This is a genomic window from Phenylobacterium sp. (assembly GCF_044371015.1).
Taxonomy (GTDB): Bacteria; Pseudomonadota; Alphaproteobacteria; order Caulobacterales; family Caulobacteraceae; genus Phenylobacterium.
Genome location: NZ_JBILUK010000018.1, coordinates 14760 through 27518, shown reverse-complemented (window position 1 = coordinate 27518; position 12759 = coordinate 14760). Strand labels below are relative to the sequence as shown.

15 protein-coding genes are annotated in these 12759 nt (G+C 67.7%); 9 read left to right on the top strand and 6 right to left on the bottom strand.

Features of this window, described 5'->3' with window-relative positions:
- Positions 1-457: alpha/beta hydrolase (locus ACIQ3R_RS03130; protein ID WP_397414987.1), on the top strand; the 457-nt coding region annotated here is incomplete at its 5' end.
- A 33-nt stretch (positions 458-490) separates the two neighbouring features.
- On the opposite strand, the gene ACIQ3R_RS03125 is transcribed toward ACIQ3R_RS03130, so the two are convergent.
- From ACIQ3R_RS03125 to ACIQ3R_RS03100, 6 genes are all read right to left on the bottom strand, one after another.
- On the bottom strand, positions 491-2050 hold the full coding sequence (locus tag ACIQ3R_RS03125; RefSeq protein ID WP_397414984.1) for an ATP-binding protein: 1560 nt from the start codon (positions 2048-2050) through the stop codon (positions 491-493).
- Positions 2047-2742: a response regulator transcription factor gene (locus tag ACIQ3R_RS03120; RefSeq protein WP_397414981.1), complete on the bottom strand. Its 696-nt coding sequence runs from the start codon at positions 2740-2742 to the stop codon at positions 2047-2049. The genes ACIQ3R_RS03125 and ACIQ3R_RS03120 overlap by 4 nt, the downstream gene beginning before the upstream one ends.
- A gap of 78 nt (positions 2743-2820) precedes the next feature.
- Positions 2821-4362 carry an AbgT family transporter gene (locus ACIQ3R_RS03115; protein ID WP_397414978.1) on the bottom strand — a complete coding sequence of 514 codons (1542 nt, stop codon included), beginning with the start codon at positions 4360-4362 and terminating at the stop codon, positions 2821-2823.
- A 56-nt stretch (positions 4363-4418) separates the two neighbouring features.
- Positions 4419-5258, bottom strand: a complete 840-nt coding sequence (locus ACIQ3R_RS03110; RefSeq protein ID WP_397414976.1) for a PIG-L deacetylase family protein — start codon at positions 5256-5258, stop codon at positions 4419-4421.
- Positions 5259-5261: 3 nt separating this feature from the next.
- Positions 5262-7082 carry a flavin-containing monooxygenase gene (locus ACIQ3R_RS03105; protein WP_397414973.1) on the bottom strand — a complete coding sequence of 607 codons (1821 nt, stop codon included), beginning with the start codon at positions 7080-7082 and terminating at the stop codon, positions 5262-5264.
- Positions 7083-7161: 79 nt separating this feature from the next.
- Positions 7162-8268: an anhydro-N-acetylmuramic acid kinase gene (locus ACIQ3R_RS03100; RefSeq protein WP_397414970.1), complete on the bottom strand. Its 1107-nt coding sequence runs from the start codon at positions 8266-8268 to the stop codon at positions 7162-7164.
- 177 nt (positions 8269-8445) lie between these two features.
- On the opposite strand from ACIQ3R_RS03100, the gene tyrS reads away from it, so the two are divergent.
- From tyrS to ACIQ3R_RS03060, 8 genes are all read left to right on the top strand, one after another.
- A complete protein-coding gene (tyrS, locus tag ACIQ3R_RS03095) occupies positions 8446-9702 on the top strand; it encodes a tyrosine--tRNA ligase (RefSeq protein ID WP_397414967.1) in 1257 nt (418 codons plus the stop codon).
- Positions 9703-9765: 63 nt separating this feature from the next.
- Positions 9766-10584 (top strand): type I methionyl aminopeptidase, encoded by an 819-nt coding sequence (map, locus tag ACIQ3R_RS03090; protein ID WP_397414964.1) that lies wholly within the window; start codon positions 9766-9768, stop codon positions 10582-10584.
- Positions 10585-10796: 212 nt separating this feature from the next.
- Positions 10797-11507 (top strand): DNA repair protein RadC, encoded by a 711-nt coding sequence (gene radC, locus ACIQ3R_RS03085; RefSeq protein WP_397414990.1) that lies wholly within the window; start codon positions 10797-10799, stop codon positions 11505-11507.
- A gap of 205 nt (positions 11508-11712) precedes the next feature.
- A complete protein-coding gene (locus tag ACIQ3R_RS03080; RefSeq protein ID WP_397414961.1) occupies positions 11713-11907 on the top strand; it encodes a hypothetical protein in 195 nt (64 codons plus the stop codon).
- Positions 11907-12098, top strand: coding sequence for a hypothetical protein (locus ACIQ3R_RS03075; RefSeq protein ID WP_397414958.1), 192 nt, complete (start codon positions 11907-11909; stop codon positions 12096-12098). Before ACIQ3R_RS03080 ends, ACIQ3R_RS03075 begins: the two co-directional genes overlap by 1 nt.
- Before the next feature lie 42 nt (positions 12099-12140).
- Entirely contained in the window at positions 12141-12290 is a 150-nt protein-coding gene (locus tag ACIQ3R_RS03070; RefSeq protein ID WP_397414956.1) for a hypothetical protein, read from the top strand.
- Positions 12287-12478, top strand: coding sequence for a hypothetical protein (locus ACIQ3R_RS03065; RefSeq protein ID WP_397414954.1), 192 nt, complete (start codon positions 12287-12289; stop codon positions 12476-12478). The genes ACIQ3R_RS03070 and ACIQ3R_RS03065 overlap by 4 nt, the downstream gene beginning before the upstream one ends.
- On the top strand, positions 12475-12684 hold the full coding sequence (locus ACIQ3R_RS03060; RefSeq protein WP_397414952.1) for a hypothetical protein: 210 nt from the start codon (positions 12475-12477) through the stop codon (positions 12682-12684). Before ACIQ3R_RS03065 ends, ACIQ3R_RS03060 begins: the two co-directional genes overlap by 4 nt.
- Positions 12685-12759: the final 75 nt, after the last annotated feature.

Sequence of the window (12759 nt, the reverse complement as noted above, 5' to 3'; positions counted from 1 at the left end):
CCGCGGCGTCGGCCGCAGCCAGGGCGAGTTCGATGGCGGTATCGGAGAACTGGCCGACGCAGCCACAGCCTTTGACTGGTTGCAGACCACCAACCCCGCCGCCTCCCAATGCTGGGTCGCCGGCTATTCCTTCGGCGCCTGGGTGGGCATGCAGCTCCTGATGCGGCGTCCCGAGACCGACGGCTTCATCTCCGTCTCGCCGCCGACCAACGCCTACGACTTCAGCTTCCTGGCCCCCTGCCCGGCCTCGGGCCTGATCCTGCACGGCCAGAACGACACGGTGGTGCCGCCGATCGACGTTGAGCGCGTGGTCTCCAAGCTGCGCACGCAGAAGGGCATCGTCATCGACTATGAAGTCGTCGAAGGCGGCAGCCACTTCTGGATGGACAACCTGCCCGAGGTCGAAAGGCGCGTCGGCTCCTATCTCGACAAGCGCCTGGCGGCGGAACCGGCGTAGCGCCTGGCATCCCCACGACGCTCAAGGGGTGTTTCAGGCCTTCGGAAGGGTCACCTGAAACGTAGCGCCCCTTGCGCTTTCGACCAGCTCCAGCGTCCCCCCGCTCGCGGCCAGCAGCGAACGGGCGATAGGCAGGCCCAGACCCGTGCCGCCCTCGCTCCGACGGCTGGTGAAGAACGGCTCGAACAGCCGCTCTCGGTCGGCTTCAGGCACGCCGGGGCCATCGTCTGAGACGGTGATCGTCAACCGCCCGCCGGACGCCATGGCCGCCAGCTTGACGTGTCCGGCGCCGACCTGCCTTGCGTTCTGGAGCAGGATGGTCAGCACGCTTTCCAGGGTCGTTTCCGGCGCGGCGACCCGAGGCAGATCATCCGGCAGGCTCATCTCCACCACGAACTCGGGGCGAGCCTCGCGTTCCACCGCCCGCTGGAGCGGCGACGGCACATCGCTCGAGACCCCCGCCTCCGGCGTCGCCATGTCGGCGCGCGCCAGATCCAAAAGCCGCGTGACCAGCCGCGACAACCGCTCGGAGTCGCCTGCGATATTGTTCAGGAACCGCCTCCGCTCGTCGGCCGACATGGTCTCGAAGTGATCCTGCAACAGCTCGACCGCGCCGTTTATCCCCGCCAGCGGCGTCTTGAACTCGTGGCTCACAGCAGCGGCGAAGTCGCGCAGATAGCGGCCGCGTCGCTCGATCCGCTCGGCCATGGCGCGGAAGTCTTCGTAGAGCGCCTGGATCTCGGCCGCCGCCAGCGCCGGCGTCGGCGGGATCTCGCCACCGCCCGCCGCAACCGCCCTTGACGCCGCGCTCAGCTTTTCCACCGGCTGCGTCACGCCTCGAGACACCAGCCCGGCAAGCAGCACCAAGACCGCCAGGATCACCACGCCGCCCAGGATCAACTGGCCGCGATCCTCATAGACGCCTCGGAACAACGCCCTCGGCGAGCGGGAGAGCAGCAGCACGCCTTCCACGCGCCCATCCACCAGGATCGGGCGCGCGTGGTGCAGCCGCAGGCCGGAGGCCCGGCTCAGCCACTCGAAACTGTAGATCGGCTGGTAGTCGCCGTTGGTCCGCAACACGGTGCTCGACCGTCCGGCCAGCGCCTCGACAACCTCCGGCAGGCGCGAATAGTCGCCGCCGAGACCGGGTCCGGCCACGCCGACGCCCGTACGGTCGGTCATCGCCACCGAGGCCAGAGTGATGCGGGTCGTGCGCTCAATCACGGGGGCCAGCCGCGCGCCGACCGCGAGGGCCGAAGGATCCGCCGGGCGCGCGGCGCGGACCGGCATCGGCCGCTCCGGCAGCACCTCATCCCGGGTCAGGTCCACGGTCGGACTTTCCGGGCGAAAATAGTCAGCGTCGGGCTTGATCGGGCGCGGCCGGGGCGGCGTGGCGCCCGGCCAGTCCACCGAAGCCAGGGCGGCCAGCGCCGCGCCCTGGGCCGTCAGTTCCGCCTCGCTCTGACGCACCACGGTGTTCTCATAGACCCGCAGGAAGATCGCCCCCATCGCGGGCATGGCGGCGGCGAACAGCAGCACGCCGAACAGGATGGTCCTGAGGCGCGGCGTGGGCCAGCCGGCCCGCCCGGTCACGCCGCACCGCCCTGACAGGGCCCCAGCCGGTAGCCGACACCCGGTCGGGTCTCGATCACGTCGTGTCCGCCCAGGGCGGCGAACTTGCCGCGCAGGTTGCGTACGTGGCTGTCGATGGTTCGGTCGGTGATGGCGAAGCCCGGGCCGTGCAGACGGTCGATGATCGCATCCCGGCTGTACACCCGCGCCGGCGCCCCGGCGAGAATTTTGAGAATGCCGAACTCGGTCACCGTCAGCGGCGCATCGACGCCGTCCCAGCGGGCCAGCCAGGCCGCTTCGTCGATGGCGAGTCGCCCGCGCCCGCTCACCGCGCCCTGGTCGGCCGACATCGCCCGGCCGCGCCGCAGGATCGCCTGCACCCGCGCCACCACCTCGCGCGGGCTGAACGGTTTGACCACATAGTCGTCGCCACCCAGTTCGATGCCCAGCACCCGGTCGATCTCATCGTCGCGCGACGACAGGAATAGGATCGGCAGGTCGCCCTGCGCGCGCAGCCGGCGGCACACCTCCAGGCCATCCATGCGCGGCATGTTGATGTCGAGCACGATCAGATCCGGCCGGGCGCGCGCCACCTCGGCCAGCGCCGCCTCGCCATCGGCGGCCTCACGCACGACCATGCCCGCCTTTTCCAGCGCGAACACAAGGAGCTGACGGATGTGCGGATCGTCGTCCGCGACCAGAACTTCAGGCATGGGCCCAGCATCGGGCATCCCGCCCGGTCGTCAACGTAAGGCTCCGCACGACTTGCGTGCAGGATCGGTGCAGACCGATCAGCGCACGGGCAGCGTATAGGCCACCTGCGCTCCGGGGCCGAGGGGCAGGTCCAGCATGATCCAGCCCGCCACCAGCACGACGCCGATCACATAGAAGGCGGCGGCCAGCGGCAGCAGGATCGCCAGCATCGTGCCCTGACCGAAATCCGGAACCCATCGTCGGCAATAGAGCAGGGTCAGCACGAAGTAGGCGTTCAGCGGCGAGATCAGATTGGTGACCGTGTCGCCGATCCGATAGGCCGCCGTGCTCATCTCCGGGGAGACTCCCAACAGCATCAGCATCGGCACCACCGCCGGAGAGACCGCCGCCCATTTGGCCGACCCCGAGGCGATCAGGAAGTCGAGCCAGGCCGACGCGGTGGTCACGAGCGGCAGGAGCAGCGCCGGCGGGGCGTTCAAGGACCGCAGCATGTCGGCGCTGGAGATGGCCAGGATCGGCCCGAGATTCGACCAGCCGAACATCGCCACGAAGTGCGCCGCGAAGAACACCAGCACCAGATAGGGCACCATCGGCTCCAGGCCGCGCACCATGGCCTCAACCACGTCGCGATGGCTGCGTATCGAGCCGCTTGCGGCGCCGAACGCCCAACCCGTGGCGAAGAACAGGATCGCGATCAACGCCGCGAGGCTTTGGAACATCGGCGAGAGCCGCTGCGCCGGCGCGGCCTCAGCATCGTAAAGCGGCGAGTATCCCGGCCAGAGCACCAGAGCCGCCGCACTGAGCCCCACCGCCAGCGCCGCAAGCCCGGCGGCCTTGAGGCCCCGGACATCACTCTCCGACAACTCTGCGCCCGATAGCGAGCCAGGATCTTCGGCCTTCCACGGTCCGAGACGCGGCGCGGCCGCCCGCTCGATCAACAACCAGGCCGCGCCGGTGAAGGCCAGCGCGACCACCACGATGAACCACCAGTTGCCGACCGGGTTCATGGTCCAGGCGGGATCAATCAGTCGCGCCGCGGTCTGTGTGACGCCCAGGATGAGCACATCGTACTGTCCCGGCAGCAGGTTGCCGGCCAGTCCCGTCGCCGACCCGGCGAATGCGGTCAGAAGACCCGTCACCGGGTGACGCCCGGCGGCGGCATAGACCATCCCGACCAGCGGCACGTAGACCAGATTAGCCGCGTCGACCGCGTGGGTGGCCAACATCCCGACGAGGAACACCACGGGCGTCAGCAGATGCGTCGGCGTCCGCAGCAGACTGCCGCGAAGCAGCGCCGACATGAGCCCGCTCTTCTCCGCCACGCCGGCGCCCAGAACAATGGTCAGGACCAGTCCCAGCGGCGCGAAGCCGGTGAAGGTGCGCGCCATCTCGGTGAGCAGCTTGCGGACATTGGCCTCACTTAAGAGGCTCTGAGCGATCAGGGCTTCGCCCGTCGCCGGGTTCACCGCGCTCCACCCGGCGGCAGCGCCCCAAACCGAGACCAGCACCAGAACGCCGATGATGCCGATGAAGATGAACACGGGATCCGGCAGGGCGTTGCCAATCCGCTCCACCGCATCCAGGAATCCGCCCTTGCGGCGTGGCGCCAAGTCACTCATTTCGTCAGGGTGAGCACGAAGATCTCACAACGTCCATCGCGGATTACACCCATCACCTAAAGTCGCCGACCATATAGGTTGAGCAGGCTCTCGAGGCCTCCGAACCGCACCACTCGGAACACCTCAGCCGCCTCCAGGCCATGCGGCGCGCCGGTCGCCTTGGCGCCGCCCCGCAGCAACATGGCCATCACCTCGCGCAGGTCACCACCGGCGTCGATCTCGTCGAGCATCGGCAGCCGCCACCCGCCCGTCCGCGCCTGCAGCCGCAACTGGTTCACATAGTTCCGCAGCATGGTCTGGTGCTTGAGCGCCGCCTCGATCTTGCGGTCCAGCACGGTGGAAACGTCGACCACATCGGTCGCCTCGACCACGGACCGCCCGAAGTACCAGCGCTCAAAGCCGCCATGAACCTCCAGCCCCTCGGCCAGATGCTCGGGATGATGCAGCGGGAACTGGCTGGTCCAGAACGCCTCGTCGACCGCCTGCGCGACCTTCACATGGTCCTGATTGTCTTCGCCCGGCCGGGCGTAGGGATCGAAACTGACCAGCGCATAGGGCTTCCAGGTCCGCACCTGCCGGATGACGCGCTCGCGCAGCGCGACCTCGCTCGCGTCGCCCAAGGTGTCGGTGGGCAGACCGAACTCGACGATCTCGGCGATACCCAGCGCCTTCGCCGCCGCCCGGAATTCCGCCGCGTTGGCCTCGATCGTCTCAGCCTCAGAGAGACCGACCGAATCCCATCGGTCATCGGTCACCCGAACGCAGACCACGCGCCATCCGGCGTCGGTCCATCGGAGAATCGTCCCGCCCAGGAACAGCGCCGGGTCATCGGCGTGGGCCACCACCAGCAGGATCACGCGGCCGTCGCCGGCGGCGATCTCGGTGGGCGCGAGCATGCCCTAGGACTTCAATTCGAGGCCCTTGAGTTCCCCACTCGCCCGCCAGTCCTCCAGCACCTTCAGGAAGGCGATCGGGCCAGCCCCATAGGAGGAGTTCTTGGTGGTCATCGCCTCGGGCTTGCCCTCGTTGTTGTAATAGCCGGGCGTGCATTCCTTGAGGAAGTTCTCGCGCATCAGGGCCAGCTTCTGGATCGTCTCCACCCAGGCGTCGACGGCGCCCTGCTCGGCCTCGATCGTGCGCGCCTGACGTCCGTTCGCCTCTTGGATCACATAGGCGATGTGCTTGGACTGCTCGTTCAGCATGTGCGGGAAGTTGGCAGTGAAGCCCGACTGCCCCGTCGAGACCACGAACAGGTTGGGGAAGTCGCGCACGAAGAACCCGTGGAAGGTCTCCAGCCCGTTCGCCCACTTCTGGCTGAGCGTGACGCCGTCCTTGCCATAGACCTGATAACCAGCCCGCCGGGTGTAGTCGGTGCCGACCTCGAAGCCGGTCGCATAGATCAGGCAGTCGACCTCGTACTCCTGTCCGTTGGCGACAATGCCTGTCTCGGTGATCGCCTCGACGCCTTTGCCCTGCGTATCGATCAGGTGGACGTTCGGGCGGTTGAACGTCGCCAGATACTCGTCGTGGAAGCAGGGCCGCTTGCAGAACTGGTTGTACCAGGGCTTCAGGGCCGCCGCCTTCGCCGGATCCTTGACCTCCTGGTCCACCCGCGCCCGCACTTGCTCCATCTTTTTGAAGTCGGCGAGCTGCATCAGAGCCGCGGGATCCTCGACCGTCTCACCCTTCTCAGCCTTGCGGCGCGCCAGCAGCAGGATGTTGCCGATGATGTCGGTCCAGCCGTCGTTGACGAGGTCCTCCGGCGCAAAACCGCCGCTGACCAGGGTGTTGAAGTTGTCCATGCGGTGCTGCTGCCAGCCCGGCTGCAAGGACTTCTCCCACTCGGGATCGGTCGGGCGGTCGTTGCGCACGTCGATCGACGAAGGCGTGCGCTGGAACACATAGAGCTCCTTGGCCCATTCGCCCAGGTGCGGCACGCACTGCACGGCCGTCGCGCCCGTGCCGATGATGCCGACGCGCTTGTCCTTCAGCTTCTCCAGACCGCCCTCCGGCCCGCCGCCGGTGTAGCCGTAGTCCCAACGGCTGGTGTGGAAGCTGTGCCGCTTGAAGCCCTCAACGCCCGGGATGCCCGGCAGCTTGGGCCGATGCAGCGGCCCATTGGCCATGACCACGAACTTGGCGCGCATCGCGTCGCCGCGGTTGGTCTCGACGATCCAGCGGGCGGCCTCGGCGTCCCAGCGCATGGCCGTGACTTCGGTCTGGAAACAGACGTTGTCGTAGAGGCCGAACTTCTCGCCGATCTTCCGGCTGTACTTCAGGATTTCCGGCGCGCGCGTGTACTTGCGCGAGGGCATGAAGCCCACTTCCTCCAGGAGCGGCAGGTAGATGTAGCTCTCGATATCGCAGGCCGCGCCCGGATAGCGGTTCCAGTACCAGGTGCCGCCGAAGTCGCCGCCCTTCTCGATCAGCCGCACGTCAGTGAAGCCCGCCTCGCGCAGCCGCGCCCCGGCCAGCAGACCGCCAAACCCGCCGCCGATCACGATCACCTCGGTGTCGTCGGTAAGCGGCGCCCGCTCGATCGGCGCCTCGATGTACGGGTCTTCGAGGTAGTGGGCGAACTTGCCCGCCATCTCGACATACTGCTCGTTGCCGTCGGCCCGCACGCGCCGGTCGCGCTCGGCGCGGTACTTGGCCTTGAGCGCCCCGGGATCGAACCCCAGTTCCGAAGCGTCGAAGATTTCCGGCTTGTCGTCGGCCATGACTTGGGTTCCCTGAATTCGAAGCCGAAACCCTGCCGAACGATGGTTTGAACGGCAAGCGTGACCTGGGGTCAGGCGCTCACGGCCTCACTACCTTACCGCCCGTCATCGGGGCCGCGACACCGGTCGTTCTCGGATAGCTGATCGGCAGCCCGCGAAAGGCTCGGGCGGCGAGGTAGGCGAACGCCTCCGCCTCGATGGCGTCGCCACGCCAGCCGTGAGCCTCAGCCGGCGCCACGCGGCCCGGCAAGCGTTCGGCCAGGGCGGCCATGATCGCCGGATTGCGCCGCCCGCCGCCGCAGACGATCACGTCGGTCGGTGCGACATCCAGCGCCATGAAGCCCGCCCGGGCCGCCTCGGCCGTGAAGGCCACCAGCGTGGCCGCCCCATCCGCCAGGCTGAGCCCTTCGAGGGGGTCGAGCGAAAAGTCGAACCGATCAAGCGACTTGGGTGGCGGCGCCGCGAAGTAGGGATGATCCAGCAGCCGCGCCAAGGCGCCCTCCGAGACCCGTCCGGCCCGCGCCAAAGCGCCCTCGGCGTCGAACAGCCCCACGCCCCTGGCCTGCACAAGTTGATCGATCATGCCGTTGCCCGGGCCGGTATCGAAGGCCGCAATCTCGTCGCCGCCGGTCCAGAGCGTGACATTGGCCACCCCGCCCACGTTCAACACGGCCAACGGCGGCCGGAGCCCTGACGCCTGCGCCCGGGCCAGGTGATAGATCGGCGCCAACGGCGCGCCCTCCCCGCCCGCCGCCACGTCGGCCGTACGGAAGTCATAGGCCACCGGTCGTCCGCAAAGTCGCGCCAGCAGCGTCGCATCGCCCAATTGCACGGTCCGGCCCACGCGGCCGTCCTGCGGACGCTCATGCAGCACCGTCTGGCCGTGCATTCCCACCAGGTCCAGATCGGGCCAGGACAGCCCGTTGGTCTGAAGAAAGACCTCTGCGGCCGAGAAATGCGCCTCGGCCACCATCTCGGCGGCATGGGCGAAGATCGCGGGCTCCGGCGCGCCGCGCGGCCAGGCGCGCGCCTGGCGGGTGGCTTCGAGGAGCACCGTCCTCAAGCCGTCGGGCAGCTTGACCTCGCCCGCCGGGCCAAAGGCCAGGATCGCCTCGCCATCGGTCTCAATCACCGCCATGTCGATGGCGTCGAGCGAGGTCCCAGTCATGAATCCAAGCACGAGCATGGTCGCTTGACTGCCATGGGGACGCCGACGTAGCTAGCCCGCGATGATCGGACCGCGCGCCCGCACTGACAGCTATTACCGCCTGCCCCGCTAGCAGGCGTCCGATCCCACGCGCCTGTCCCTAACCCGGTCGGCGCCTTTTCAGACAGCGCCGGCGCTTCCAGACCGAGACCGCCGATGTCCGCAAACACCTTCAAATCCGAGTTCCTGCGCACGATGCAGGCGCGTGGCTACATTCACCAGATCACCCACCCGCAGGAACTGGATGCGGCGGCGGCCTCGGGGATCGTCACGGCCTACATCGGCTTCGACGCCACGGCCGCAAGCCTGCATGTCGGCCATCTGATCCAGATCATGATGCTGCGTCGCCTGCAGCAAGCCGGCCACAAACCCATTGTGCTGATGGGCGGCGGCACCACCAAGATCGGCGATCCGACCGACAAGGATGGACAGCGCCCCCTGCTGACCCACGAGCAGATCCAAGGCAACATCGCCACCATCAAGGGCACGTTTCAGCGGTTCCTGACCTTCGGTGACGGTCCGACCGACGCGGTCATGGTCGATAACGACGCCTGGCTGTCGGCCTACGGCTACGTCCAGTTCCTGCGCGACTTCGGCGTGCACTTCACGGTCAACCGCATGCTGGCCTTCGACAGCGTCAAGGCGCGCCTTGAGCGCGAGCAACCGATGACATTCCTTGAGTTCAACTACATGCTGATGCAGTCGGTCGACTTCCTGGAGCTGTCGCGGGCCCATGGCTGCGTGCTGCAGATGGGCGGCTCGGACCAGTGGGGCAACATCGTCAACGGGGTGGAGCTGATCCGCCGCGTCGACCAGAAGCCGTCGTTCGGCCTGACCACGCCGCTGCTCTCGACCGCCTCGGGCCAGAAGATGGGCAAGACGGTGGGCGGGGCCGTCTGGCTCAATGCCGACATGCGCAGCCCCTACGACTACTGGCAGTTCTGGCGGAATACCGAGGACGCCGACGTCGGCCGGTTCTTCAAGCTGTTCACCGATCTGCCGCTGGACGAGATCGCCCGCCTTGAGGCGTTGGGCGGGGCTGAGATCAATGAGGCGAAGAAGGTGCTGGCCAACGCCGCCACCACCCTTCTGCACGGCGCCGACGAAGCGGAGCGGGCCCAGGAAGCCGCCCGGGTCGCCTTTGAGCAGGGCGGGGTGTCGGGCGACATGCCGACCTTTGAACTGCCCCGCGCCGACCTGGAGGCGGGCGTCGTACTGGCTGCACTGGCGGCCGATGCCGGGCTGGCGGGCTCGAAGGGCGAAGCCCGGCGTCTCGCCCAGGGCGGCGGCCTACGCCTGAACGACGCCGCCATAAGCGACGCCAACCGGGTGGTGACGTCCGCAGACCTGGTCGACGGCGTGGTCAAGCTGGCGGCGGGCAAGAAGAAGATCGTGCTGGTGCGGCCGGTGTGAGCCGCCTCCACGCTTCCTTGAACTTCGCCGACTATGCTGCGACATAGGGCGCTGGAGCGAACCATGAACGACACCCTCGTCGCCGATCACCGAACCGGCGCCATCAAGTTGCACGGACCCGAGGGGTTCGAGGGCATGCGCAAGGCCGGCCGACTGGCCGCCGAGTGCCTGGATATGCTCGCCCCGCACGTGGTCCCGGGCGCCAGCACCGGCCGGTTGGATGATCTGGCGCGCGAATTCATCCTGGATCATGGCGGGCTGCCCGCCTGTCTCGGCTATCGCGGCTACACCAAGACCACCTGCATCAGTCCCAATCACATCGTCTGCCACGGCATTCCCGGCGAGCGGACGCTGCGCGAGGGCGACATCGTCAATATCGACGTCACCGCCATCGTCGACGGCTGGCACGGCGACACCTCACGGATGTACGGCGTCGGCGCTGTTGCGCCCAAGGCCAAGCGCTTGGTGGATGTCACCTACGAGGGCCTGGCCCGCGGGCTGGCAGCGGTTCGGCCCGGCGCGCGCACCGGCGACATCGGCCACGCCATCCAGAGCTATGTGGAAAACATGCGCTGCTCGGTGGTGCGCGACTTCTGTGGTCACGGCCTGGGCCGCGTGTTCCACGATGCGCCCAACATCCTGCATTTCGGCCAGGCCGGAACGGGCGACGTGCTGCGTCCAGGCATGTTCTTCACCATCGAGCCGATGGTGAACCTGGGCAAGCCCGGCGTGAAGCTGCTGGCGGACGGCTGGACGGCGGTCACCCGCGACAAGTCGCTCTCGGCCCAGTGCGAGCATTCGGTCGGCGTCACCGAGACGGGTGTGGAAATCTTCACGCTATCGCCGACCGACGGGTTCCGCCCGCCGATGCAGGTCGCCTGAGATCTAGATCGGGCTGACGATCAGGATCATCACCACCGCGGTCGCGGCGGCGATAACGCTCAGGATTGTTGCAAAGCTCATTTGGCATACCCCCACGCCAAGGTTGGCTTACGGGGCGGCGTCCCGCCTCCCCCGAAAAGGGGCCTTGCGCATCCTGAACGTTTCGGGAACATAGTCGCATGGATCGCGCCCGCTTCGCCCTTGAGGACGCCATGCCCCAGGTCGCGCCCTGGCAGGACGCGCCCGAGGCCGCGCCGCATCACCTGGGCCACCGCGAACGGTTGCGTGCGCGGGCCGCCTCCGGCGGGCTCGCCGCCGTGCCCGACTATGAGGCGCTGGAACTGCTCCTCTTCCGCACCTTGCCGCGCGGCGACGTGAAACCGCTGGCCAAGCGGCTGCTCGCCCGCTTCGGCTCTCTGGGCGCCGTGCTGGGGGCCAGCCCGGCCGCGTTGCGCACGGTGCCTGGGGTCGGCGACGCACTGGCCCTGGATCTGGCCCTGGTCCACGAACTTGGCCTGCGCACCGCCCGCGAACAGGTCGCCCGGCGGCCGGTGATCTCCTCGTGGTCAGCGCTGGTCGCCTATGTGAAACAGGTGCTGGCCCATGAGACGCGCGAGCAGTTCCGCGTGATCTACCTCGACAAGAAGAACCAGCTCATCGCCGACGAGGTGATGAACCACGGAACGGTCGATCACGCCCCGGTCTATCCGCGCGAGGTGGCCCGCCGGGCGCTTGAGTTGGCGGCCAGCAGCCTGATCCTGGTCCATAATCACCCATCCGGCGACCCCTCGCCTTCCGCCGCCGACATCGAGATGACGCGACAGGTCGTGGGCGCCCTCCGCCCGCTCAACATCAAGGTCCACGACCACCTGATCGCCGGCCGCGACGGCGTCGCCAGCCTGAGCGGACTGGGCCTAATGTAGGCCGCCGGCTCGCAATCGCACGCCGAGCCCCCATATAGAGGTCTGCGCCGTCGGGCCTGTGCCGCCACTCAAGCGGTTGATCCATTCCGACGCGGCGCCGACTCGGTAACCACATGAACTGGCTGTTTTCGGCCTCAGCACTCGCGGTGCTGAGCGTGGTGTTGCTACGCGTCCTGTCCGGCCTCTTCGGATGGAGGCGCGCGTCATGAGCACGGTCGATTCCGAAACCACACGGCTGATGCGCGACAACGCCTATCTCATCGGACGCAACGCCGAACTTCAAAGCGATGTCACCGCACTCTCGGCCGAGGTTGAACGCCTCCGTCAGGCCCACGAGCGCCTGCACGGCCGCATCGCCGCGCGACCGCCCAATCCCCTCGCCTCCGGCCAGAGCGTCTGATGCTGAAGCGCGAGGTCCTGGCGGCCGAATACTATAACCGGGCGATCGACGCGGCGGCCCGCGCCGCGGCCACATCGCTTGATCGGGTCCGCGAAGTCCACGAGCGCGCCGCCATCCGGTGGCGCGAGCTGGCGCTGCTGAGCGAGCAAGGCATGGCGCCGAGACCGCGCCAGCCTGGCGCGCCGGACTGATCCCCGTTCATCTCCCCAACCTCAACAGAGAGCAAACTCGCCATGGCCAAGGCCCAGAAGCGATCCAACCGCGAAGTCCGCAAGCCCAAGCAGCCGAAAGCCAAGGTGGAGACCGTGACGCGCTCGTTCCTGTCTGACGCGATGGCTACGACGCCCAAACCGGTCGGCGGACCCAAGCGCGGCGCCCGGTGAGCCTTGCCTCCTGGTTTCGCGGCGCCGTCGTCAGCGATGCGGAGGTCCGCTCGGAAATCTGGAAGCTCGGGTCGCGCCACATGGGCCGGCCGCTGGAAGGCGCGATGGAAGAATTGAACAGCGCCGAAATCACCCAGGCGCGAGCGTCGCTGTTGCGAGCCTGCATCCGCAAGCTGCAGTCCTCATGACCCCGCCCCTGGATCCGGTCGTGGCCCGATGGATGGAACTCCGCGAACTTCTGAACGGCCAGCTGGTGATGTTCGAGAGTGGCGCGCTGACACTCAGGTCCAACGACATCAACATCGCGCCGGCGACGATGATCGACCTTCAGCGCAGCATCCTGGAGTTTGATCGCATGATCTCTGAGCATGATCTGACGGGCGCGACAGGCTGACCGATCGGTAAGCGGTTTACAGCGGCTTCGATTGTCCCGAATGATGCGCCCAAGGCCGGGTTCACCGGCTGCAGG